Raw genomic sequence first — 23598 nt, 5'->3', positions numbered from 1 at the left:
CTCGAACGGTTTACATCTTTTCCGGCGCCGAGACGCCGATCAGGGCCAGGCCGTTGCGCAGCACCTGGCGCACCGCGGCGGCCAGCGCCAGGCGGGCCAGCTTGAGGGACTCGTTATCGTCCAGCAGCCACTTGTGCGCGAAGTAGTAGCTGTGCAGCTCGCCGGCCAGTTCGCGCAGGTAGAACGCGACCTGGTGCGGGCCCAGCTCGACCAGCGCGCGCTGCAGCATGTCGGGGTAGGCCGACAGCTTGGCCAGCAGCTGGGACTCGTGCGACTCGGTCAGCGGCGACAGGTCGGCCTGGGCCAGCGCTGCGACGTCGCCGCCCCAGTTGGCCAGGGCCGAGCAGATGCGCGCGTGGGCGTACTGCACGTAGTAGACCGGATTCTCGTCGCCGGTCTGGAGCGCCACGTCAACGTCGAACACGAACTCGGTGTCGGCCTTGCGCGAGATCAGGAAGAAACGCACGGCGTCGCGGCCGCGGGTGATGTCGCCATTGCCCGACCATTCGATCAGGTCGCGCACGGTCACGTAGGAGCCGGCGCGCTTGGAGATCTTGACCTCCTCGCCGTTCTTCATGACGGTGACCATCTTGTGCAGCACGTAGTCGGGGTAGCCCTGGGGGATGCCGATGCCGACCGCCTGCAGGCCGGCGCGCACGCGCGCGATGGTGCCGTGGTGGTCGCTGCCCTGGACGTTGATGGCCTGGTCGAAGCCGCGGCGGAACTTCTGGATGTGGTAGGCCACGTCCGGCACGAAATAGGTATAGGTGCCGTCGGACTTGCGCATCACGCGGTCCTTGTCGTCACCGTACTCGGTGGTCTTGAGCCAGAGCGCGCCTTCCTGCTCGTAGGTCTTGCCGGCGTCAACCAGGGCCTGGACCGCCGCTTCGACCTTGCCGTCGGCGTAGAGCGAGGACTCGAGGTAGTAGTTGTCGAACTTGACGCCGAAGGCCTGCAGGTCCTGGTCCTGCTCGTTGCGCAGGTAGGTCACGGCGAAGCGGCGGATCGATTCGATGTCCTCGACGTCGCCGCTGGCGGTGGCCGGCGCGCCGTCGCTGGCCGAGACGGTCTTCTTCGCCAGGTAGTCGTCGGCGATGTCGGCGATGTAGTCGCCGTTGTAGGCCGACTCGGGCCAGCCGGCGTCGCCGGGCTTGAGGCCGCGCGCGCGCGCCTGCACCGAGGTGGCCAGGGTGGCGATCTGCACGCCGGCGTCGTTGTAGTAGAACTCGCGGGTCACCTGGTGGCCCTGGGACTCGAACAGCGAGGACAGGGCGTCGCCCAGCGCGGCCTGGCGGCCGTGGCCGACGTGCAGCGGGCCGGTCGGGTTGGCCGAGACGAATTCGATGATCACGTGGTGGCCCTCGCCCGAGGCGCCGCGGCCGAAGGCCTCGCCCTGCTCGAGGATAGTGCGCACCACCGCCTGCTTGGCGCCGGCGGCCACGCGCAGGTTGATGAAGCCGGGGCCGGCCACGTCTGCCGATTCGACCAGGCCCTGGGCCGCGGGATCGGCCAGCAGGGCGGCGACCAGGCGGGTCGCCAGTTCGCGCGGGTTGGTCTTGAGCGGCTTGGCCAGTTGCATGGCGATGTTGCAGGCGACGTCGCCGTGCGAGGGGTCGCGCGGGCGCTCGAGCACGATGTTCAGCTGTTGCTGCGTGGGCGTCAGGTCGGTGCCGGCGACGATCGGCGCGAGGGCGGCCTGGAACAGGGCAACGATCTGTTGTTTTTGTTGGGCGAGCATGGGGAAATGGTCGAAATAGTAATGAGGCGGTGCCTGATGGGCAGGCAAACAGTGTCCATTATACTGGTTTGAGGCGTGAGGGAAACCCGGCCGCCGGGCCGGCGGGGGAGGCCGGGCGGGGCCTGAGGGGGTGGGATGGGGGCGGGATTAAGGCTCGCCAAAGCCGCGGCCATGAGCGCAGCCGTTACAATGGGAGTATTTTTGACGAAGCGACCAGCCATGACCGACAAGCGCCCGACGCTCACCCTGAAACCCAAGGCCCGGACCACCGGCGGCCCGTCCGCGGCCAAGCCCGGTGCATCCCGGCCGCAGGGGCCGCGTCCGGCCGCCCAGTCCGGCCAGCGCCCGGAAGGTGGCAATCGTGACAACCCTAAGCCGGCCCGTGCCGAGGCCGCGCGCCCGGCGCCCGAGGCTCGTCGCCCGCAACAGCCGCAGCCACGTCCGGAATCGCGTCCGGAATCACGTACCGAAGCGCGTCCCGAATCGCGTCCCGAATCGCGTCCTGAATCCCGCCCCGACACCCGGCCCCAGCTGCGTCCCTCCTATGAAGTACGGGTAGCGCCCCAGCGCGACTTCCGCCCCGACCTGAAAGCCGACTCGCTCGCCCTGTCCCTGCTGGGCGCCGCCAACGCCGTGGCGCGGGTGCGTGCCGGGACCGCGCTGCCCCAAGCCCTGGCCGGGGTGTTCGCCGCCTACGAGGCCGCGCCCCAGGCGCGCGGCGCGATCCAGGACATCGCCTACCGCGCCATGCGCCAGCTCGGCCGCAGCGAGGCGCTGCTCGGCCTGATGACCAGCAAGGCCCCCGAGCCGGCCATGCTGCACGGCCTGCTGGTGGCGGCCCTGGCCCTGCTCGATCCGCCGGAGGGCAGCGCGCCGCCCTACGAGGCCTTCACCGTGGTTGACCAGGCCGTCAGCGCGGCCGCCGCCCATCCCGACTTCGCCCACGCCAAGGCCATGGTCAACGCCGTGCTGCGCCGCTTCCTGCGCGAGCGCGAGGCGCTGCTGGCCGAGGTCCTGCGCCAGCCGCCGGCCCGCTGGAACTATCCTCAATGGTGGATCGACGCCACCCGCACCGCCTACCCGAACGACTGGGAAGGCATCCTGGCGGCCGGCAACGCCCACCCGCCGCTGACCCTGCGCGTCAACCGCCGCAAGACCACGGTCGCGGACTATCTCGACATCCTGGGCGCGGCCGGCATCGCCGCGCAGCAGATCGGCCCCAGCGCGGTGCGCCTGACCCAGGCCGTGAACGTCAGCCAGATCCCGGGCTTCCACGAGGGCGTGGTGTCGGTGCAGGACGCAGGCGCCCAGCTGGCCGCGCCCCTGCTCGACCTGCGCGACGGCATGCGGGTGCTGGATGCCTGCGCCGCCCCGGGTGGCAAGAGCGGCCACATCCTGGAGACGGCGGACGTGGACCTGACCTCGGTCGACGCCGATCCGGCGCGCCTGGCCAGGGTGGGGGACAACCTGGGCCGCCTCGGCCTGCACGCGACCCTGGTCGCGGCCGAGGCCCAGGACAGCGGCTGGTGGGACGGCCGCCCCTATGAGCGCATCCTGGCCGACGTGCCCTGCACGGCCTCCGGGATCGTGCGCCGCCACCCCGACATCCGCTGGTTGCGACGCAAGTCAGATACACAACAACTTGCAACACTTTCCACCAAAATACTCGACAATCTTTGGCAGATGTTGCTGCCCAATGGTAAATTCCTGTTCGTGACATGTTCGCTCTGGCCCCAGGAATCGGAGGCGCAGGCAGCCGCTTTCGCGGTCCGCCACGACGCCATCCGCCTCGACGCGCCGGGCCAACTGCTGCCAGCCAGCGGTCCCGGGCAGGATCATGACGGTTTGTTCTACGCCCTGTTCCAGAAGAGAGCGCAGTAAGAAAACCGCTCCCCGAACGATACGCTTAATCTTTAAGGCTCCGGCTCACTTGTGACGTTACGATTTTTCCGCCTCCTCGCCTGCCAGCTCTTGCTGGTCTTCGCGTGCGCAACGGCGCAGGCGGCCGACGGGATCGAGATCATCAAGGCCAACATCGAAGCCAGCGAGGACGGTTACCGCCTCGACGCAGCGTATTCCTTCGACCTGAACCACGGATTGCGCGACGCCATCCAGCATGGCGTGCAGCTGCACTTCACCACCGAAATCGAACTGACCCGCCCGCGCTGGTGGTGGCGCGACGAGCGCGCGGTCGTCGAGCGGCGCACCATCCGCATTTCATATGACGTGCTGACGCGCCAGTACTACGTCCACGTGGTCGGCAGCCCGCAGCTCGGGCTGCAGCAAAGCTACCAGACCCTGGACGAAGCCATGTTCCTGATCCGCCGGCCGAACCGCTGGCTGATCGCCCCGCGCGGCGCCCTCAAGCGCGGCGAGGTCTACAATGTGTCGATGCGCATGTTCATGGACCGCGAATACCTGCAGAAACCGCTGCAGGTGAACGCCTTCAACGATTCCGACTGGCGCCTCGCCTCGAACAAGAAAACTTTCACCTACCGTGCGGAGTAAATCGGTCAACCAGGCGCTGCGCTACGCCCTCGTGGTGGGCGGCGCCGTCGTCTCCATCCTGCTGTTCCTGCTCGCTTCGGCGTCGGACAATTCGGGCTTCTTCGACCGCTACTACGGCTGGCTGCTCGGCCTGAACGCGGCCATGGCCTTCCTGCTGCTGATCCTGGTCATCGTGGCCCTGGGACGGCTCTACTCGCGCTATAAATCCGGCAAGTTCGGCTCGCGCCTGATGGCGCGGCTGGTGCTGCTGTTCGCCGGCATCGGCATCCTGCCCGGCCTGGTCATCTTCATGGTCTCGGTGCAGTTCGTCTCGCACTCGATCGAATCCTGGTTCGACGTCAAGATCGAGGCCGCGCTCGATTCCGGCCTGAGCCTGGGCCATGCGGCCCTGGACGAGGCGCTCACCGAGTTGGGCGCCACCGGCCAGTCGGCCGCGGCGGCGCTGGCGGGGCAGGGCGACACCATGGCCCAGACCGTGCTGGCGCGCCTGCTGGCCGACACCAGCGGGCTGCAGAGCGCGATGCTGGTCGACGCCACCGGCAAGGTGCTGTCGGTGGCGGCCGAGGACCGCGGCAAGGACCTGGCGGCGGACGCGCCCAACCCGCAGATGCTCAGGTCGGCCGGCATGCCGGGCGGCTATGCCAGCGCCGAGGGCGGCATCGAGCGCGATTTCCGGCCCCATGCCGAGGACAGCCGCAACGCCCTGGACGCGGCCACCGGCCTGCGCCTGCGGGTGGTGCTGGCGGTGCCCGAGCCGCCGGGCGTGGAGCCGCGCTACCTGCAGCTGCTGCAGTCGGTGCCGGTCAACCTGGCCTCGAACGCCGAGGTGATCCGCACCGCCTATACCGAATACCGTTCGCGCCTCGAAGCCCGCACCGGGCTGCGCAAGATGTACATCGAGACCCTGACCCTGACCCTGCTGCTGGCGATCTTCGGCGCCATCGGCGGCGCCTTCCTCATCGCCGGCAACCTGGCCCAGCCGCTGCTGGTGCTGGCCGAGGGCACCCAGGCGGTGGCCGAGGGCGACCTGTCGCCGCGGCCGATCGTCGAGACCAACGACGAGCTGGGCACGCTGACGCGCTCCTTCAACGCCATGACCGGCCAGCTGTTCGAGGCGCGCAGCGCCGTCGAGCGCAACCGCGCCGCGCTGCAGAGCGCCAAGGCCCACCTGGAATCGGTGCTGGCCAACATGTCGGCGGGCGTGATCGTGCTCGATGCCGAAGGCACCGTGGTGAATTCGAACGACGCCGCCTACCGCATCCTGCAGGTGGAGCCGGGCGCGCTGGCCGGCCCGCTGAACCGCATCCTGGGCCTCGAACATTTTTCCGTGTGCATCACGCGCGCTTTCTCGGCGCAGAACGCGCACACGGCCGCGGCCAGCGGACGCAAGCGCGCGCACTGGCAGCAGCAGATCGAGATCCCGCGCCGTCCGGGCGGGGACGAGCACGAGCACGACATCACCCTGCTGGCGCGCGGCTCGCGCCTGCCGGTGGGGGCGGGCAGCGGTTTCATCGTGGTGTTCGACGACATCTCGGACGTGATCTCGGCCCAGCGCTCCGTGGCCTGGGGCGAGGTGGCGCGCCGCCTGGCTCACGAGATCAAGAACCCGCTCACGCCGATCCAGCTGGCCGCCGAGCGCATGCAGATGAAACTCGAGGACAGCCTGCCGCCTCAGCAGGCAGAGCTGCTGAAAAAAGGCACCACGACCATCGTCAACCAGGTCGATGCGATGAAGCGCATGGTAGACGATTTCCGCGATTACGCGCGCACGCCGCCGGCGGTGCTGGAGCCCCTCGACCTGAACGACCTGATCGACGAGATCCTGCGCCTCTACCTGGCCGAGGACGGCTCGGACATCATCCATGCGGCCCTGGCGCCCAACCTGCCGCGGGTGATGGGCGACGCCACCCAGCTGCGCCAGGTGATCCACAACCTGGTGCAGAACGCCCAGGACGCGCTCGGCGACCGCGGCAGCTGCGATCCACCGGCGCGGGTCGACGTGACGACCGAGGTCATCCATTACGAGGGGGCGGACGGCACGGCGGGCACCGCGGTAAGGCTGGGAATCGTGGACAATGGGCCGGGTTTTTCGCCGCGCATCCTGGCGCGCGCCTTCGAGCCCTACGTCACGACCAAGGCCCGCGGCACCGGCCTGGGCCTGCCGATGGTCAAGAAAATCGTGGATGAGCACGGGGGCCGGATCGACGTGGCGAACCGTACGGACGGATGTGGCGCGGCCATCTTCATTTTGCTGTTAAAGTTGGCCCCTGAGGCGAACTTGGCCGAAGTGTAAAAGACGCATAAAATTGCGCTGTGACGGGTAAGAGATCAGGAAGGCGGACAGATGGCGAACATACTCGTAGTCGATGATGAAATGGGCATCCGGGAGCTCCTGTCGGAGATCCTCGGTGACGAAGGCCATGCCATCACCCTGGCCGAGAATGCGCAGCAGGCGCGCGAAGCCCGAGCGCAGGGCGCACCAGACCTGGTCCTGCTCGATATCTGGATGCCTGACACCGACGGTGTGACCCTGCTCAAGGAATGGCAGCGCGACGGCCTGCTTACCATGCCCGTCATCATGATGTCCGGGCACGCCACCATCGACACCGCCGTCGAAGCCACCCGCATCGGCGCCCTGAACTTCCTCGAGAAGCCGATCGCCCTGCAGAAGCTGCTCAAGGCCGTGCAGCAGGGCCTGTCGCGCGCCCAGGAAGTGGCGCGCGCCCCGCTGGCGCCGCCGCGCCCGATCGCTCCCAGCGTGACCAGCAGCGTGCCGGAGCCGGTCGCGACCAGCCCGATGTACGCGCCGCCTCCGCCGCCCGCCAACGGCGCGCGCCTGGTGCACGCGATCTCGCACGGCGAGGGCACCGGCTACACCCTGTCCTTCGACCTGCCGCTGCGCGAGGCGCGCGACGCCTTCGAGCGCATGTACTTCGAACACCACCTGGGCCGCGAAGGCGGCAGCATGACGCGCGTGGCCGAAAAGACCGGCCTGGAGCGCACCCACCTGTATCGCAAGCTCAAGCAACTGGGCGTCGAGCCCGGCAAGCTGGCCAAGAAGAATCAATGACGCCGTCCGCGACGGCGCGCGTGGCCACCACCCTGGTGACCGGCGCCAGCGCCGCGGCGCGCGAAGCCACCATCGCGGCGCTGCTGCAAACTCCCTCCGATTTACCCGATCTGCATAAAATCTCGCCGGCGCAGCATGAGCCAGCGCAAACCCTGAGCGCCGTGATCCTTGAAGGATTGGGCGCCTCTACCGATCCGCTGATCTCCAGCTCTCACTTACAGGTCGTTCGCATCGCTCCCGGGTGCCTGTGCTGCGACGGCAATCTGGTTTTGCGTGTAACATTGAATCGACTGCTGCGCCAGCGTCCGCACAGGCTGTACATCGGCCTGGCGCGCAGCGAACACCTTGATCAGTTGCGATCGTGGCTGCAAAGCGCGCCATACGATCAGCTGTTGGCACTGAACCCGGTTGTCCATACCTGAACGGTCCTGGCAATCCCAGCCTTTTTCGGGGTTCCCTTGAAATCGGTTCGGCAAGCCCCACCTCTTAAGCGAAGTGAAGAGCCCGCCGCACGCCGCCGCGCGGCAGGGTCTGCAGAACCACTCTGATCGAGAGAAGGAGTCATCATGAACATGATCTACAACAGCGAACAGTACAGCGTCGTCGAATTCGGTGTCGACCGCGAGCTCGAAGCCCTGCGTTTTGGTGGTTTCGAAATCGTCGACAAAGCCGGCCGGCGCGAAGCGTTCATCGGCGGCAAACTGGCTCAATCTTTCCGGCGTGATGTCAACAACCTCATCGCCAGTGAGCCGACCATGGAAGAAATCGACGACTTCCTCGGTTCCTACGACACCCTGATGAGCCAACCGGTCGTGCTGCACTGACCGGCGGGCGGCGCCACCGCATCCGGGCGGTGGCGCCCAGGCGGCTGCAAGCCGTGTTAAGCTGCGCCCCATGTGTCAGCTACTCGGAATGAACTGCAATGTCCCAACAGACATTGTCTTCTCTTTCACCGGCTTCGCCCACCGCGGCGGCCGTACCGATACCCACCACGACGGCTGGGGCATCGCCTTTTTCGAGGGCGCGGGTGTACGCCACTTCGTGGATCACCAGGCCGCCATCGCTTCCCCGATCGCCGAACTGATCAAGCGTTATCCGATCAAGTCCACCAACGTCATCGCCCACATCCGCAAGGCCACCCAGGGCCAGGTCGCGCTCGAGAACTGCCATCCCTTCGTGCGCGAGCTGTGGGGGCGTTACTGGGTGTTCGCCCACAATGGCGACCTCAAGGACTTCCAGCCGGTGCTGGACGGGCCCTTCCGCCCGGTCGGCAACACCGACAGCGAGCTGGCCTTTTGCTACCTGCTGCAATGCCTGCGCGCCGAGTTCGGCGATGCCGCGCCGACGCGTGCGGACCTGTACGCGGCGCTGCAGCGCCTAGTGCCGCAGATCGCCGCCCACGGCACCTTCAACATGTTGCTGTCGGACGGCACGGCCCTGTTCACCCATTGTTCGACCAAGCTGTGCTACGTGGTGCGCAAGTATCCCTTCGTGACCGCCTGCCTGTCGGACGAAGACCTGTCGGTCGACTTCTCCCAGGTGACCACACCCGACGACCGGGTCGCCATCATCGTCACCGAGCCGCTCACCACCAACGAGCAGTGGACCCACTTCGCGCCCGGCGAATTGAAACTTTTCGTGGATGGCTTGCCACAATGATGCATGTAGGACATTATTCCTACAATAAATTAATGCTATAAAGCCACTAACGGTACCGGATGGGGTAAAGTAGGGCCGTTCGCCGCGAAAAAGACACGCCATGACCGAATCCGCCCGCCCCGACCAGGCGTCCCAGCCCCTGAGGCTGCGCAATTTCTATATCGGACGCCAACCCGTCCTGGACCGCAACCAGGCCTTGTACGGCTATGAGCTGCTGTTCCGCGGCAGCGCCCAGGGCGGCGCCAACATCGAATCCGGCCTGTCGGCCAGCGCGAGCGTCATCCACCACGCTTCTCAGCTCGGCCTGCCGCGCGCCATCGGCGACGCCACCGCCTTCCTGAACGTGGACAAGGAAGTCCTGATGAGCGACATGTTCGCCTTCCTGCCGCGCGAACGCACGGTGCTGGAGATCGTGCGCTCGGTGGAGCCGGACGACGCCGTGATCCAGCGCATGACCCAGCTCGCCGCCCACGGCTTCCGCTTCGCCGCCGAGGCCTCGGCCCACGGCGCGGCGCTGGCGCGCCTGCTGCCGGTGGTCGACTTCGTCAAGATGGACGTGCGCGAGCTGCCGGTGGTGACCCTGCTGTCGCTGGCCCCGCGCCTGCGCACCACGGGCAAGCGCCTGGTGGCGGAGAAGGTCGAGACCCATACCGAATACCGCACCTGCCTGGACGTCGGCTTCGACTACTTCCAGGGCTATTACTTCGCCAAGCCGACCGTCATGGCCGGACGCAAGCTCTCGCCTTCGCAGACCACGGTGCTGGACCTGATGAACCTGGTCACCTCGGACGCCGACAACAGCGAGATCGAAAAGATCGTCAAGCGCGAGGTGACGCTGGGCCTGAACCTGCTGCGCCTGGTGAACACTCCGGCCGTGGGCGCCTCGCGGCGCATCGAGTCGATCAGCCAGGCCTTGATCTTGCTCGGGCGCCGCCAGCTGCAGCGCTGGCTGCAGATCCTGCTCTACGCCGAGCCGGGCGTGCGCGGCCACAGCCAGAGCTCGCTGCTGATGCTGGCCACCACGCGCGCGCGCCTGATGGAGCTGCTGGCCCAGCGCCTGCGTCCAGGCCAGCGCAACGTGGCCGACGTCGCCTTCACGGTCGGCATGATGTCGCTGATGGACACCCTGTTCTGCATCCCGATGCAGGACATCGTGGAGCAGATTCCGGTGATCGACGAGGTGCGCCATGCGCTGCTGGTGCGCAAGGGCTTCTTCGGCGAACTGCTGCGCCTTGCGGAAGCCCTCGAGCAGATGGACGAGACCAGCGAGGCCGTGCTGCCGACCCTGCACGAATTGTCGATCGATGGCGACGACCTCGCCGAACTCGAGATTTCGGCTTTCGAGTGGAGCGACAAGGTCGTCCGCTACGCCATCTGAACAGCCGGCCTCAGCCGGGCGCGCCGGACTTGCTCCACTGCCGGTGCAGCTCGGGGTCGCTGCGCAGCTCCCACAATCCCAGCACCACCGTCGCCAGGCCGGAAGCGAGCAGGCTGGTGGTCATTTCGCGGTCGCCGATGGTGCCCAGGAACCAGGGCGAGATCGCGACCCAGGCTCCCACGACCACGTTCAGCAGCACCGCCCACATATAGGTTTTGTACAGGTCGAAGGCCGCCAGCACGGCCATGATGACGCCGGCGACGTAGGCGTTGAGCGCGGGGGCCGAATCGGGTGGATAGTTGAAGACATAGGGCGAGGCGATCAGCCAGATGCCGACCAGGAAGATCAGCTGATCTTGCCATCGCGTGGTGGAGTAGTGCAGTGCCATGACGTTCTCCCGGGAGTGGTTGACCTTGCACCGCTTTAGAAAACAAAAGCGCCGCGAAGTTCGCGGCGCTTTCTACGGGTGAGGGCGTCCTCTCAACATTGCTGGTTCCTCGAACTTTCGCACGTCGTTCCCGCGAAGGCGGGAACCCAAGTTCCTTCGCGTCCAATGAGCGCGCATTTCGGCTACGCACGCAAACTTGGGTTCCCGCCTACGCGGGAACGACGGTGAAGAGCCAACAATACCAGCGGGGATGGCGCTGGGCGCGCAAGCTCAGAGATTCGGCGCCAGATACCGTTCCAGCTCCGCCTTGTCCATCCCGCGCCGGCGCGCCATGTCCTCGACCTGGTCGTCGCCGATCTTCCCGACCACGAAGTACTTCGAGTCCGGGTGCGCGAAGTAGAAGCCCGACACTGCCGCGCCCGGATACATGGCGAAGGACTCGGTCAGCTCCATCCCGATCTCGTCGGCCTGCAGGGCGCGGAACAGCTCGGCCTTGACGGTGTGCTCCGGGCAGGCTGGGTAGCCCGGCGCCGGGCGGATGCCCTGGTATTCCTCGGCGATCAGGGCCTCGTTCGACAAGTCCTCGCCGGCCGCATAGCCCCACAGGTCGGTGCGCACGCGCTGGTGCAGGTACTCGGCGAAGGCCTCGGCCAGGCGGTCGGCCAGGGCCTTGAGCATGATCGAGGAATAGTCGTCGTGGGCCTGCTCGAAGCGCTGCTCGTGCTTCTCGATCCCCAGGCCGGCGGTCACCGCGAACATGCCGATGTAGTCCGCCACGCCCGAATCCTTGGGCGCGATGAAGTCGGCCAGGCACTGGTTGGGACGCTGCTGGCCGTCCACCACCGGCTTGACGCCCTGCTGGCGCAGGCCGTACCAGGTGAAGGCGACTTCGCTTCGCGTGTCGTCGGTATAGATCTCGATGTCGTCGTGGTTGACGGTATTGGCCGGCAGCAGGGCGATGGCGCCGTTGGCGCTCAGCCAGCGGCCCTCGATGATCTTCTTGAGCATGGCCTGGGCTTCCTCGTAGACCTTGCTGGCGGCCTCGCCCACCACCTCGTCCTTCAGGATGGCGGGGAAGGGGCCGGCCAGGTCCCAGGTCTGGAAGAAGGGACCCCAGTCGATGTAGCGCGCAATCTGGGCCAGGTCCACGTTCTTGAATACGCGGCGGCCGACGAACTTGGGCTTGACCGGCGCATAGGCCAGGCGCGCCTTGTTGGCGCGCGCCTGTTCGATCGAGAGCAGTGGCAGCGGCTTCTTGCCGGCGTGCTGGACGCGGATGCGCTCGTAGTCCTGGGCCAGCTCGATCACGTAGGCGTCGCGGGTGTCCTCGGTGACCAGGGCCTGGCCCACCGACACCGAGCGCGAGGCGTCCGGCACGTAGACCACCGGACCCTCGTAGTGCGGGGCGATCTTGACCGCAGTGTGGGCGCGGCTGGTGGTGGCGCCGCCGATCAGCAGCGGGGTCTTGCGCTCGCGGAACCATGGGTCGCGCTGCATCTCGCGCGCCACGTGGGCCATCTCTTCGAGCGAAGGCGTGATCAGGCCGGACAGGCCGACGATGTCGGCGTTCTCTTCCTTGGCCTTGGCCAGGATGTCGGCGGCCGGGACCATGACACCCATGTTCACGATCTCGAAGTTATTGCATTGCAGGACCACCGAGACGATGTTCTTGCCGATGTCGTGCACGTCGCCCTTGACGGTGGCGATCACCATCTTGCCCTTCGGCTTGGCCACGATGCCGGTGCGGCGTTCTTCCTCGGCCTTCTCTTCCTCGATGAAGGGCACCAGGTGGGCCACGGCCTGCTTCATGACGCGCGCCGACTTCACCACCTGGGGCAGGAACATCTTGCCCTGGCCGAAGAGGTCGCCGACGATGTTCATGCCGTCCATCAGCGGGCCTTCGATCACGTGGATCGGACGGCCGTTGGCGCTTGCAACCTTCTGGCGCATCTCTTCGGTGTCCTCGACGATCCATTGGGTAATGCCGTGCACCAGGGCGTGCGCCAGGCGCTTCTCGACCGGGCCTTCGCGCCACTCGAGGTTCTGTTCCTGCCTGGCGCCGCCGGCCTTGAGGGTGCCGGCGATCTCGATCATGCGCTCGGTCGCGTCAGGGCGGCGGTTCAGCACCACGTCCTCGACACGCTCGCGCAGTTCCGGCGACAGGTCGTCGTAAACGCCGATCATGCCGGCGTTGACGATGCCCATGGTGAGGCCAGCCTTGATCGCGTGATACAGGAAGACGGTGTGGATCGCCTCGCGCGCCGGGTCGTTGCCGCGGAAGGAGAAGGAGACGTTGGAGACGCCGCCCGAGACCTTGGCGTGCGGCAGGTTGGCGCGGATCCAGGCGGTGGCTTCGATGAAGTCGACCGCGTAGTTGTTGTGCTCCTCGATGCCGGTGGCGATCGCGAAGATGTTCGGGTCGAAGATGATGTCTTCCGGCGGGAAGCCGACCTGTTCGGTCAGGACCTTGTAGGCGCGGCCGCAGATCTCGGTCTTGCGCGCGAAGGTGTCGGCCTGGCCCTGTTCGTCGAAGGCCATGACGATCACGGCCGCGCCGTAGCGGCGGCACAGGCGGGCCTGGCGGATGAATTCCTCTTCGCCTTCCTTGAGCGAGATCGAGTTGACGATGGCCTTGCCCTGCACGCACTTGAGGCCCGCCTCGATCACCGACCACTTGGACGAGTCGATCATCACCGGCACGCGCGAGATGTCGGGCTCGGAGGCGATCAGGTTGAGGAAGCGGGTCATGGCGGCCTGCGAGTCGAGCATGGCCTCGTCCATGTTGATGTCGATGACCTGGGCGCCATTCTCGACCTGCTGGCGCGCCACCGACAAGGCCTCGTCAAACTGCTCGTTGAGGATCATGCGGGCGAAGGCCTTGGAACCGGTGACGTTGGTGCGCTCGCCGACGTTGACGAACAGCGAGCTGGCGTCGATGGTGAAGGGCTCCAGGCCCGACAGGCGCATGGCGACCGGGATCTCGGGCACGCGGCGCGGCGGCAGGGTCTCGAGCATCTTGCCGATCGCCGCGATGTGCTCGGGCGTGGTGCCGCAGCAGCCGCCGGCCACGTTGACGAAGCCGGCCTCGGCGAATTCGCGCAGCAGGGCCGAGGTGTCGGCCGGCAGCTCGTCGAAGCCGGTGTCGCTCATCGGGTTGGGCAGGCCGGCGTTCGGGTAGATGCAGACGAAGGTGTCGGCGATGTTGGACAGTTCTTCCGCATACGGACGCATCAGGGCCGCGCCGAGCGCGCAGTTCAGGCCGATGGTCAGCGGCTTGGCGTGGCGCACCGAATTCCAGAAGGCCGGGACGGTCTGGCCCGAGAGGATGCGGCCCGAGGCGTCGGTGACGGTGCCCGAGATCATCAGCGGCAGGCGCGGGGTCTCGGGATGCTCGTCGAAGTACTGGTCGATCGCGAACAGGGCGGCCTTGCAGTTCAGGGTGTCGAAGATGGTCTCGACCAGCAGCAGGTCGACGCCGCCGTCGACCAGGCCGCGCACCTGCTCGTGGTAGCTGGCGACCAGCTGGTCGAAGGTGATGTTGCGCGCGGCCGGGTCGTTGACGTCGGGCGAGATCGAGGCCGTCTTCGGGGTCGGGCCGAGGGCGCCGCAGACGAAGCGCGGCTTGTCCGCCGTGCTGTACTTGGCGCAGGCGGCGCGCGCCAGCTTGGCGGCCTCGACGTTCATCTCGTAGGCCAGGTGGGCCATGTGATAGTCCTCCTGCGCCACGCTGGTGGCGCCGAAGGTATTGGTTTCGATCAGGTCGGCGCCGGCTGCGAGGTAGCGCTCGTGGATTTCCTGGATCACCTGGGGACGGGTCAGGTTCAGCAGTTCGTTGTTGCCCTTGACGAAGAGCTCGCGCTGCCCGCTGCCGGCCGGCGCCGCGAAATCGGCGAAGCGCTCGCCGCGGTAGGCCGCTTCGTCCAGCTTGTACTGCTGGATGATGGTGCCCATCGCGCCATCCAGGATCATGATGCGGCGCGACAGGATCTCGCGCAGCTGGTTTTCGATCGGGGACATGGCGTGCGTGTGGGCGGTCATGGTGGAGCTCTCTCTGGGAATGCGGCTTGACAGGCCGATACTGTTGGGCGGTCTACCATTATACGGCAAGCCGCTCGCGGAGTTTTATGGCAGTGCAGCAATAACTGTGTTTGTATCGTTTTGTATTTATCGGGCTGAATGTTACACAGCGTTACAAAAACCGGGGGCAATGCAATCTTTACGATACATACCGGGACGACAATCTATCCGCCCCATCGAGAGGCGTATGGAATACAACGGGAAAATCGCATGAACAAAGAATACGAGCCAGATTGGGACCAGCCTGTGGTCCGCAGCCAGGAACCGGTGGTGTCGCCCAAGGCGCAGACGGCCAATGGCGTGAAGCAAATCGTCACCATCCGTTTGGATGTGGACATGCTGGAATGGTTTAAGGCAGCCGGCCCGGGGTATCAGACCCGCATCAACCAGGTGCTGCGCGAGCATATGGACGCGCAGCGCGCGGCGGCAAACCGCGAGGAGTAAGTCGTCGGTATCGCCGGACGAGCCGGGCGCGTCGGTCGAGCCGGACGAGCCGGACGGGCCGGACGAGCCGGGCGAGCCGGTCGAGCGATACATAGTCAGGTTTGTTGCAGGGCAGGGGCCTCAGCATTCGCTGAGCCTCGCATTCACGCAACAATAAACAACGTCGTCCCCGCGCAGGCGGGGACCCAAGTTTTGTGCGTTATCGATACGCGTGCAACTTGGGTCCCCGCCTTCGCGGGGACGACGGTTTTGAGGCTAGCGGACGGCGTTTTTTGCGGCTAGGGACGACGTTTTGAGGCTAGCGGACGTCGGTTTTGAGGCTAGGGACGTCGGTTTTAAGGCTAGGAACGACGTTTTTGAGGCTAGAGAATGCGTTTCTTCCTAAGTGCTCGGGCTTAGCTGAAGCGCTTGCCCGCCAGCGGAAACCCCTTCAAAAACTCCGTCGCCGCCAGGCGCTTGCCGCCCGGTTTTTGCAATTCGTTTAAACGAAGCGCGCCTTCGCCGCAGGCGACCACGATGCCTTGCGCATCCGCCGCCAGCACCTGTCCCGGTTCACCCTTGCCGGCAACCGGCTCGGCCTGCCAGATCTTGACCGCCACCCCATCCACCAGCCCATAGGCCCCAGGGAAGGGATTGAAGGCGCGGATGCGTCGCCACAGCAGCTCGGCCGGCAGCGCGACATCGAGCTTCGCTTCTTCCTTGGCGATCTTGGCCGCGTAGGTCACGCCTTCCTCCGGCTGCGGCACCGCTTCAAGCTGCCCCTCGGCCAGCTTGCGCATGGCCTCGACGATCATCCGGCCGCCCAGCGCCGCCAGCTTGTCGTGCAGGCTGCCGGTGGTGTCGCCATCCTCGATCGCGATGCGCTCGATCAGCATCATCGGCCCAGTGTCCAGGCCTTCTTCCATGCCCATGATGGTGACGCCGGTCTCGCGGTCGCCCGCTTCGATCGCGCGGTGGATCGGGGCGGCGCCGCGCCAGCGCGGCAGCAGCGAGCCGTGGATGTTGATGCAGGGACGGATGTCGAGGGTCGAACGCGGCAGGATCAGGCCATAGGCCGCCACCACCATCGCGTCGTAGTCGAGCGCCTGCAGGCGGGCGTGGGCCGCGCGCGCCTCCTCGGCGCGCTGCGGGTCCTTGGCGTCCATGCGCAGCGATAGCGGCTGGATCACTTCCATGCCCTGGGCCAGCGCATACTGCTTGACCGGCGAAGCCTGCAACTGCATGCCGCGCCCGGCCGGGCGGTCGGGCTGGGTCAGCACCAGGGGAATCTCGAACCCGGCCTCGTGCAGGGCGCGTAGTGCCACTTGGGCGAACTCGGGGGTGCCCGCGAATACCAGCTTCAAGGGACCCGCCATCAGCGGCGGCCGCCGGCGCGCGCGGCTTCGCGTTCCATGCCGCGCTCTTCCTTCTGCAGCTTGGCCTTGATGCGGTTGCGCTTGAGCGGCGACAGGTATTCAACGAATACCTTGCCCATCAGGTGGTCCATCTCGTGCTGGATGCAGACTGCCAGCAGGCCGTCGGCGTCGACGGTGAATTCCTTGCCCTCGACGTCGTAGGCGCGCACCTTGACCTTGGCCGGGCGCTCGACGCCGTCGTAGATGCCGGGCACCGACAGGCAGCCTTCGTCGTAGACCTGCTTGTCCTCGCTGGCCCAGGTGATTTCCGGGTTGATGAAGACGATCAGCTGGTCATGGGTCTCGCTCACGTCGATGACGATCACGCGTTCGTGCACGTCGACCTGGGTCGCCGCCAGGCCCACGCCGGGCGCGTCGTACATGGTGTCTGCCATGTCGGCGACAAGCTTGCGCAGGCGCTCGGTGCCGAATTCGGTCACCGGCTTGGCGATCTTGTGCAGGCGCGGGTCGGGATAGCGGAGGATCTTCAGTAAGGCCATATCAGTCAGGTATTCAAGGGTCAGGTTGTCGTGCACGGACAGAAACGCAACACACGCAGCGCCTGGCAGGACGCGGTTTGTCTTGCTAGTTCAGGGATTTGTGTGCAGAATTTGATTCACTACGGCAACCTTTTAGGGAAACCGGGAGGTAACGCGTGCAATTCCCGCGTACTGTCTCGCGTGCCGTGGCTGGTCGGGATGACAACCCGCCAGCATGTCGGTCTTAACGCCGCCGCACTACTCAACGGACAACGGACGTCTTCGATGAAAAATTTTAGCACAGTCGTGACACGCGCTGCTGCCGCCGCGCTGCTCGCATGTGCCGCGGCCGGCGCGGCCCAGGCCGCTCCCACCTGCAACTTCCGCCCCGACGCGCCCGACCGCCACGTGGTGGTCAAGCGCGACACCCTGTGGGACATCTCGGCGACCTTCCTGCAGAATCCCTGGTGCTGGCCCCAGGTCTGGGGCCTGAACCGCGACGAGATCCGCAATCCGCACTGGATCTATCCGGGCCAGATCATCTATTTCGACCGGACGCGTGGCCGCCTGAGCCTCAGCCCGCCCGGCGCGGGCGACGGCCGCGGCGAGCCGCCGCTGACCCGCCTGTCTCCCCAGCTGCGCAGCGAGTCGCTCGAGCGCGAAGCCCTGCAGGCGATCCCGGCCGGGGCCATCGAACCCTACCTGACCCAGCCGCTGGTGGTCGAGGCCAATGAACTGGCCGGCGCGCCGCGCATCGTCGCCTCGCAGGAAGGCCGGGTCTACCTGGGCGAGGGCGACCGCGTCTACGTCAAGGGCGAGCTCAAGGGCAACACCAGCTTCCAGGTGTTCCGCCCGGGCACGGTGCTGAAGGACCCGCAGACCGGCAAGGTGCTGGCCCACGAGGCCGCCTTCCTGGGCACCGTCACCCTGGTGGCCGAGGCCAAGCCGGGCGTCGACGCCCATACTTTCCGCGTCGCCGACACGCGCCAGGAAATGGGCGTGGGCGACCTGCTGGTGCCGGCGCCCCCGGCGCCGGTGCGCAACTACATGCCGCACGCCCCCGAACGGCCGGTCGACGCGCGCGTGATGTCGATCTATTCCGGCGTCAGCTATGCCGGACAGAGCCAGGTCGTGACTGTCAACCGGGGTTCGCTTGACGGACTCGATGTCGGCTCCGTGCTGCAGCTCTATCATCTCGGGAAGACGGTGCCGGACCCGGCGAAGAAGGGTTTCCTCGGATTGGGCGCCGGCAAGATCAAGCTGCCCGACGAACAATACGGCAGCCTGTTCATTTTCCGCGTGTTCAAGAACGTCTCCTACGGCTTGATCATGCAAGTGACGGAGCCGGTGCAAGTCGGCGACGTGGCCCTCTCACCGGAGTAAAGCCGCCGTGCAGGACACGGACCCCCAACCCGCCGCCAGCGACCCAGGTAACTGCCCCGATACCCTCGCCGACTGGATCCGCCTGGAACAGGCGAGCGGGGTGGGGTGCCGGACCGCACGCGCGCTGCTCGAAGTCTTCGGCTCGCCCGGCGCGATCTTCCGCGCTAGCCACCGGGCGCTGGCGGCGCATGCGACTGCCGCCCAGGTGCGCGCCCTGTGCGCCTTGCCATCCCCCGAACTGCACGCCCAGGTGGACGCGACCCGCGCCTGGCTGGCCCGCGAGGGCCACCACCTGCTCACCCTGCACGACCCCGGCTATCCGGCCCTGCTCGCCGCTATCCCCGATCCGCCGCTGCTGCTCTATATAAAAGGGCGCATCGAATTGCTGGCCCGGCCGGCCGTCGCCGTGGTCGGCAGCCGCAACGCCAGCGAACAGGGCAAGGCCAATGCCCGGCGCTTCGCGCGCGCCCTGTCCGAGGCCGGACTGTGCGTCGTGTCCGGCCTGGCGCTGGGCGTGGACACGGCCGCGCACGAGGGCGCCCTCGAAGGGCCGGGCGCGACCGTGGCCGTAATCGGCACCGGCATCGACCGCATCTACCCGGCGCGCAACCGCGAACTGGCCCACCGCATCGCCCAGGATGGCTGCATCGTCAGCGAATATCCGCTCGGCATGCCACCAGTGGCCGGCAACTTCCCGCGCCGTAACCGCGTCATCAGCGGCCTGGCCGCCGGCGTGCTGGTGGTGGAGGCGGCGGCCGAGTCCGGCTCGCTGATCACGGCCCAGCTGGCGGCCGAGCAGGGCAGGGAGGTGTTCGCGATTCCCGGCTCCATCCATTCCACGCTCGCCAAGGGCTGCCATCAATTGATACGCGAAGGCGCGCAACTGGTCGAGACCGTGGACGAGGTGTTGGCGGCGATGCATGCCTCGCCGCTGGCCGCCGCGCCCGCGCTGGCGCCTGGGCAGGCCAATGCCATTGCCGCCACCGTTGCGGAAGCCACGGCGGATACCGACGCCTACGCCTTGGCGCAAGCCAAGGTGCAAGCCAAGGAGGGCGCCAAGGCGGAAGCCAATGCAGAAGCGAAGGCGGAAGCCAGGCCGCAAGCAAAGGAGGACGCCAAGGCGCATGCCCGGGTACAGGCCACGGCGGAAGCCAGCCTGCTGGGCGCGCTGGGCCACGATCCGGTCGGCATCGACGCGCTGCTCGAGCGTCTCGGCGGCGATGCGGGCGAGGTCGGCGCGCGCTTATTGGCGCTGGAATTGGCCGGGTTGGTCGAGCAATTGCCTGGTGGAAGAGTGCAGCGCATCTATCCCTGAAGACAGGTCAATCGGAGCAAGGCTTGGTAAAGGACTGTCCTTTGGGAGAGCATGTTTGTGAAATGTATGCTCTTGTTTCTAATAGGAATAGAGTAAGCTGTATGAACGGATAAGGCCGCGAAACAACGTTTTTTTTGAACGCCACCCTGCCGAGCGCGCGCCCCTTGTGCCACGACGATCTTAGCTGCTACAGTAGCGTCACTATGTTCGACATCCTGGTCTATCTTTACGAGACGTACTATCGTCCCGACGCCTGCCCCGAGCCGGCCGCCCTGGCGCGCAAGCTGTCTGCCGTCGGTTTCGACGACATCGAGATCTCGGAGGCGCTGGACTGGCTGACCGGGCTGACCGAGCTGGCGACCACCACCTCGATCGAATCTTCCAGCGGCACCCGCTACTATGTCGACGAGGAATACATCGAACTGGGCAGCGCGGCCATCGGCTTCATCGCCTTCCTCGAAAGCGCGGGCGTGCTCAGCGCCGTGCAGCGCGAGATCGTGGTCGAGCGCGCGCTCGCGGTTGACGAGTCCCCGGTTACCCTGGGCAAGCTCAAGATCATCGTGCTCATGGTCCTGTGGAGCCAGGGCAAGGAACCCGATGCGCTGATGTTCGACGACCTCTTCGGCGACGATGACGAACAGGAACCGCGCCTGCTGCACTGAGGCAACAAGGCGTGCGCCACACATCGGAACGGGACCGCAAGGTCCCGTTTTTCATTGTCGACGCACCATCTTGGTGCGCATAAAAGCACTGTTCCTGCGCAAGGCGTACTTGCGGTGAGCGCGAGAACCCGCTTATCATTGGCCGCTCAATCCAGACTGTTACCATTCAGACACTACGGCCCAGACCGCCGTCCGGCCAGGAGCGCAAGGATGCGCCGGCCCCACACTATATAAATAGTACGACGAGAAACACTATGACCAAATCCCTCATCATCGCCGAGAAGCCGTCGGTCGCGAACGACATCGCGAAGACGCTGGGCGGCTTCACCAAGCACGATGAGTATTTCGAATCCGACGAATACATCCTCTCGTCCGCCGTCGGTCACCTGCTCGAAATCACGGTGCCCGAGGAATACGACGTCAAGCGCGGCAAATGGAGCTTCCAGCACCTGCCCGTGATTCCGCCTTACTTCGCGCTGAACCCGATCGCCAAGACCGAATCGCGGCTCAAGGTCTTGAACAAGCTGATCAAGCGCAAGGACGTCACCACCCTGATCAACGCATGTGACGCGGGGCGCGAAGGTGAACTGATCTTCCGCCTGATCGCCCAGAACGCCAAGGCCAAGCAGCCGGTCAAGCGCCTTTGGCTGCAATCGATGACCCCGACCGCGATCCGCGACGGCTTCGCCCAGCTGCGCAGCGATGAAGAGATGCTGCCGCTGGCCGACGCCGCGCGCTGCCGCTCGGAGGCCGACTGGCTGATCGGCATCAACGGCACCCGCGCCATGACCGCCTTCAACTCGAAGGAAGGCGGCTTCTACCTGACCACCGTGGGCCGGGTCCAGACCCCGACCCTGTCGATCGTGGTCGAGCGCGAAGAGAAGATCAAGAAGTTCGTGCCACGCGACTATTGGGAAGTGCGCGCCGAGTTCGTGTGCGCCGCCGGCGTTTACGAAGGCCGCTGGCTGGACACCAAGTTCAAGAAAGACGAGAACGATCCCGAGAAGCGCCCTGAGCGCCTGTGGAGCAAGGCGGCCGCCGATTCGATCGTGGCCGCCTGCCGCGGCAAGCAGGGCGTGGTCACCGAGGAGTCCAAGCCGACCACCTCGATGGCGCCGGCCCTGTTCGACCTGACCTCGCTGCAGCGCGAAGCCAACGGCCGCTTCGGCTTCTCGGCCAAGAACACCCTGGCCTTGGCCCAGGCCCTGTACGAAAAGCACAAGGTGCTGACCTATCCGCGTACCGACTCGCGCCACCTGCCGGAAGACTACATCGGCACGGTGAAGGCGACCATGGAAGCGCTGAACGACACCAACAACTACCAGCAGTTCTCGAAGCAGGTGCTGAAGAACGGCTGGGTCAAGCCGAACAAGCGCATCTTCGACAACGCCAAGATTTCGGACCACTTCGCGATCATCCCGACCGGCCAGATTCCGAAGAACCTGAGCGAGCCGGAGCAGAAGCTCTACGACCTGGTCACGCGCCGCTTCCTGGCGGTGTTCTTCCCGCCGGCCGAGTTCCTGGTGACCACCCGCTTCACCGAAGTCTCGGGCCACCAGTTCAAGACCGAGGGCAAGGTCATGACCAACCCCGGCTGGCTGGCGGTGTACGGCAAGGACGCGCCGAGCGACGACAAGGAAGGCGCCAACCTGGTGCCGGTGGCCAAGGGCGAGAAGGTGCTGGCCGACAAGCTCAGCGCCAACGGCCTGGTCACCAAGCCGCCCGCGCGCTATACCGAAGCGACCCTGCTGTCGGCGATGGAAGGCGCCGGCAAGCTGGTCGAGGACGACGAGCTGCGCGACGCCATGGCCGGCAAGGGCCTGGGCACGCCGGCCACGCGCGCGGCCATCATCGAGGGCCTGCTGACTGAGAAATACCTGATCCGCGAAGGCCGCGAGCTGATTCCGACCGCCAAGGCATCGCAGCTGATGACCCTGCTGCGCGGCCTGGGTGTGAACGAACTCACCGCGCCCGAGCTGACCGGCGAATGGGAATACAAGCTGGCCCAGATGGAGAAGGGCAAGATCTCGCGTGAGGAATTCATGCGCGAGATCGCGCAGATGACCCAGATCATCGTCAAGCGCGCCAAGGAATACGACAACGACACCATCCCGGGCGAGTACGCGACCCTGCGTACCCCGTGCCCGAACTGCGCCGGCGTGGTCAAGGAAAACTACCGCCGCTTCGCCTGCACCAAGTGCGACTTCTCGATGAGCAAGACGCCGGGCAGCCGCCAGTTCGAGATCGAGGAAGTCGAGGAACTGCTGAAGAACCGCACCATCGGTCCGCTGCAGGGCTTCCGCTCCAAGATGGGCCGTCCGTTCGCGGCCATCCTGCGCATCGTGCGCGACGAGGACATCAAGAACTTCAAGCTCGAGTTCGACTTCGGCCAGAACGACGAGGAAGGCGAGGACGGCGAGGGTGTGGACTTCAGCGGCCAGACCCCGCTCGGCCCCTGCCCGAAGTGCAATGCCGGCGTGTACGAGATGGGCCTGGCCTATGTGTGCGAACACAGCGTGGCCAAGCCCAAGACCTGCGACTTCCGCAGCGGCCGCATCATCCTGCAGCAGGAGATCCTGCCGGAGCAGATGGCCAAGCTGCTTAACGAAGGCAAGACCGACCTGCTGCCGGGCTTCATCTCGCAGCGTACGCGGCGCCCGTTCAAGGCCTTCCTGGTGCGCGCCAAGGACGGCAAGATCAGCTTCGAGTTCGAGGAGCGCAAGGCCAAGCCGGCGGCCAAGGGCAAGGCGGCGGCCGCCGCCACCGACGGCGCCGACGGCGCGGCCAATGGCGCGGACGGCGCGGACGGCGTGGCCGTAAAGCCGGCGCGCAAGGCGGCGGCCAAGGCCCCCGCCAAGGCGCCTGCGAAGGCGCCGGCCAAGAGCGCGGCGGCGCGCAAGCCGCCCGCCAAGCGGGCCACCGCCGCAGCCAAGAAGGCGTAAGAAGAAAAACCGCAGATCCCTGCGGTTTTTTTTCGCCTGCACGGGCGATCGATGGCGTCGGAGGTGACCGGATATTGAACCGATTCTGGTGAAAATTTCCCAACTGAAACACCTGCCAAATGGGATATCCTTAGTTTCTTTTGCTCAACAACGATTTCATA

General features: G+C 66.2%; 18 protein-coding genes. 13 read left to right on the top strand and 5 right to left on the bottom strand.

All coding sequences use genetic code 11. The features are described 5' to 3' along the window. Nucleotides 1-10 precede the first annotated feature (10 nt). A complete protein-coding gene (gene argS, locus B0920_RS14395; protein WP_078033165.1) occupies nt 11-1738 on the bottom strand; it encodes an arginine--tRNA ligase in 1728 nt (575 codons plus the stop codon). A 219-nt stretch (nt 1739-1957) separates the two neighbouring features. On the opposite strand from argS, the gene rsmB reads away from it, so the two are divergent. The 8 genes from rsmB (at nt 1958) to B0920_RS14355 (ending at nt 10353) form a co-directional block, all read left to right on the top strand. Next, complete coding sequence (gene rsmB / locus B0920_RS14390; RefSeq protein WP_307188908.1) at nt 1958-3619, top strand: 16S rRNA (cytosine(967)-C(5))-methyltransferase RsmB; 1662 nt, start codon at nt 1958-1960, stop codon at nt 3617-3619. Between the two features lie 51 nt (nt 3620-3670). Beyond that, a complete protein-coding gene (locus tag B0920_RS14385) occupies nt 3671-4246 on the top strand; it encodes a DUF4390 domain-containing protein (protein WP_078033164.1) in 576 nt (191 codons plus the stop codon). Next, a complete protein-coding gene (locus B0920_RS14380; protein WP_078033163.1) occupies nt 4236-6539 on the top strand; it encodes an ATP-binding protein in 2304 nt (767 codons plus the stop codon). Before B0920_RS14385 ends, B0920_RS14380 begins: the two co-directional genes overlap by 11 nt. 51 nt (nt 6540-6590) lie before the next feature. Continuing rightward, a complete protein-coding gene (locus tag B0920_RS14375) occupies nt 6591-7316 on the top strand; it encodes a response regulator (RefSeq protein WP_078033162.1) in 726 nt (241 codons plus the stop codon). Next, nucleotides 7313-7738, top strand: a complete 426-nt coding sequence (locus B0920_RS14370; protein ID WP_078033161.1) for a GTPase — start codon at nt 7313-7315, stop codon at nt 7736-7738. The genes B0920_RS14375 and B0920_RS14370 overlap by 4 nt, the downstream gene beginning before the upstream one ends. A 144-nt stretch (nt 7739-7882) precedes the next feature. Next, the gene (locus tag B0920_RS14365; protein ID WP_020656370.1) at nt 7883-8140 is read left to right on the top strand and encodes a DUF3567 domain-containing protein; all 258 of its coding nucleotides are present in this window, start codon (nt 7883-7885) and stop codon (nt 8138-8140) included. 70 nt (nt 8141-8210) lie between these two features. Then, nucleotides 8211-8975, top strand: coding sequence for a class II glutamine amidotransferase (locus tag B0920_RS14360; protein ID WP_078033160.1), 765 nt, complete (start codon nt 8211-8213; stop codon nt 8973-8975). A 100-nt stretch (nt 8976-9075) separates the two neighbouring features. Beyond that, nucleotides 9076-10353 carry an EAL and HDOD domain-containing protein gene (locus tag B0920_RS14355; RefSeq protein ID WP_078033159.1) on the top strand — a complete coding sequence of 426 codons (1278 nt, stop codon included), beginning with the start codon at nt 9076-9078 and terminating at the stop codon, nt 10351-10353. Nucleotides 10354-10363: 10 nt separating this feature from the next. On the opposite strand, the gene B0920_RS14350 is transcribed toward B0920_RS14355, so the two are convergent. Beyond that, the gene (locus B0920_RS14350) at nt 10364-10741 is read right to left on the bottom strand and encodes an SPW repeat protein (protein ID WP_078033158.1); all 378 of its coding nucleotides are present in this window, start codon (nt 10739-10741) and stop codon (nt 10364-10366) included. A gap of 270 nt (nt 10742-11011) precedes the next feature. Then, nucleotides 11012-14758: a methionine synthase gene (metH, locus tag B0920_RS14345; protein WP_078033421.1), complete on the bottom strand. Its 3747-nt coding sequence runs from the start codon at nt 14756-14758 to the stop codon at nt 11012-11014. A 159-nt stretch (nt 14759-14917) separates the two neighbouring features. Here metH and B0920_RS14340 point away from each other — a divergent pair, with 159 nt between their 5' ends. Beyond that, on the top strand, nt 14918-15262 hold the full coding sequence (locus B0920_RS14340; RefSeq protein WP_373887887.1) for a BrnA antitoxin family protein: 345 nt from the start codon (nt 14918-14920) through the stop codon (nt 15260-15262). 395 nt (nt 15263-15657) lie between these two features. Here B0920_RS14340 and fmt read toward each other — a convergent pair whose 3' ends face one another. Together fmt and def are read right to left on the bottom strand one after the other, a co-directional pair. Next, on the bottom strand, nt 15658-16605 hold the full coding sequence (fmt, locus tag B0920_RS14335) for a methionyl-tRNA formyltransferase (protein ID WP_078033420.1): 948 nt from the start codon (nt 16603-16605) through the stop codon (nt 15658-15660). Nucleotides 16606-16616: 11 nt separating this feature from the next. Beyond that, a complete protein-coding gene (def, locus tag B0920_RS14330; protein ID WP_078033156.1) occupies nt 16617-17156 on the bottom strand; it encodes a peptide deformylase in 540 nt (179 codons plus the stop codon). Nucleotides 17157-17420: 264 nt separating this feature from the next. On the opposite strand from def, the gene B0920_RS14325 reads away from it, so the two are divergent. The 4 genes from B0920_RS14325 to B0920_RS14310 all read left to right on the top strand — a co-directional run bounded on the left by B0920_RS14325 (nt 17421) and on the right by B0920_RS14310 (nt 23437). Then, nucleotides 17421-18518, top strand: a complete 1098-nt coding sequence (locus B0920_RS14325; RefSeq protein ID WP_078033155.1) for a LysM peptidoglycan-binding domain-containing protein — start codon at nt 17421-17423, stop codon at nt 18516-18518. A gap of 7 nt (nt 18519-18525) precedes the next feature. Further along, on the top strand, nt 18526-19833 hold the full coding sequence (dprA, locus tag B0920_RS14320; RefSeq protein WP_078033154.1) for a DNA-processing protein DprA: 1308 nt from the start codon (nt 18526-18528) through the stop codon (nt 19831-19833). A gap of 203 nt (nt 19834-20036) precedes the next feature. Then, nucleotides 20037-20495, top strand: coding sequence for a DUF494 family protein (locus tag B0920_RS14315; RefSeq protein WP_078033153.1), 459 nt, complete (start codon nt 20037-20039; stop codon nt 20493-20495). Nucleotides 20496-20749: 254 nt separating this feature from the next. Beyond that, nucleotides 20750-23437: a DNA topoisomerase III gene (locus B0920_RS14310; protein ID WP_078033151.1), complete on the top strand. Its 2688-nt coding sequence runs from the start codon at nt 20750-20752 to the stop codon at nt 23435-23437. The last annotated feature ends 161 nt before the right edge of the window (nt 23438-23598 follow it).

Origin of the sequence: Massilia sp. KIM (assembly GCF_002007115.1) — a bacterium.
GTDB lineage: Bacteria > Pseudomonadota > Gammaproteobacteria > Burkholderiales > Burkholderiaceae_D > Telluria.
The sequence above is the reverse complement of the archived record's forward strand: the minus strand, read 5'-3'. Positions and strand labels throughout refer to the sequence as shown.

What these genes read in the sequence shown, in the direction of transcription:
- metH (WP_078033421.1), bottom strand. Translation starts at nt 14,758, where the DNA reads ATGTCCCCGATCGAAAACCAGCTGCGCGAGATCCTGTCGCGCCGCATC.
- B0920_RS14340 (WP_373887887.1), top strand. Translation starts at nt 14,918, where the DNA reads ATGTTACACAGCGTTACAAAAACCGGGGGCAATGCAATCTTTACGATA.
- rsmB (WP_307188908.1), top strand. Translation starts at nt 1,958, where the DNA reads ATGACCGACAAGCGCCCGACGCTCACCCTGAAACCCAAGGCCCGGACC.
- B0920_RS14315 (WP_078033153.1), top strand. Translation starts at nt 20,037, where the DNA reads ATGTTCGACATCCTGGTCTATCTTTACGAGACGTACTATCGTCCCGAC.
- B0920_RS14355 (WP_078033159.1), top strand. Translation starts at nt 9,076, where the DNA reads ATGACCGAATCCGCCCGCCCCGACCAGGCGTCCCAGCCCCTGAGGCTG.
- B0920_RS14375 (WP_078033162.1), top strand. Translation starts at nt 6,591, where the DNA reads ATGGCGAACATACTCGTAGTCGATGATGAAATGGGCATCCGGGAGCTC.
- B0920_RS14365 (WP_020656370.1), top strand. Translation starts at nt 7,883, where the DNA reads ATGAACATGATCTACAACAGCGAACAGTACAGCGTCGTCGAATTCGGT.
- B0920_RS14350 (WP_078033158.1), bottom strand. Translation starts at nt 10,741, where the DNA reads ATGGCACTGCACTACTCCACCACGCGATGGCAAGATCAGCTGATCTTC.
- argS (WP_078033165.1), bottom strand. Translation starts at nt 1,738, where the DNA reads ATGCTCGCCCAACAAAAACAACAGATCGTTGCCCTGTTCCAGGCCGCC.
- B0920_RS14360 (WP_078033160.1), top strand. Translation starts at nt 8,211, where the DNA reads ATGTGTCAGCTACTCGGAATGAACTGCAATGTCCCAACAGACATTGTC.
- def (WP_078033156.1), bottom strand. Translation starts at nt 17,156, where the DNA reads ATGGCCTTACTGAAGATCCTCCGCTATCCCGACCCGCGCCTGCACAAG.
- B0920_RS14310 (WP_078033151.1), top strand. Translation starts at nt 20,750, where the DNA reads ATGACCAAATCCCTCATCATCGCCGAGAAGCCGTCGGTCGCGAACGAC.
- B0920_RS14370 (WP_078033161.1), top strand. Translation starts at nt 7,313, where the DNA reads ATGACGCCGTCCGCGACGGCGCGCGTGGCCACCACCCTGGTGACCGGC.
- B0920_RS14325 (WP_078033155.1), top strand. Translation starts at nt 17,421, where the DNA reads ATGAAAAATTTTAGCACAGTCGTGACACGCGCTGCTGCCGCCGCGCTG.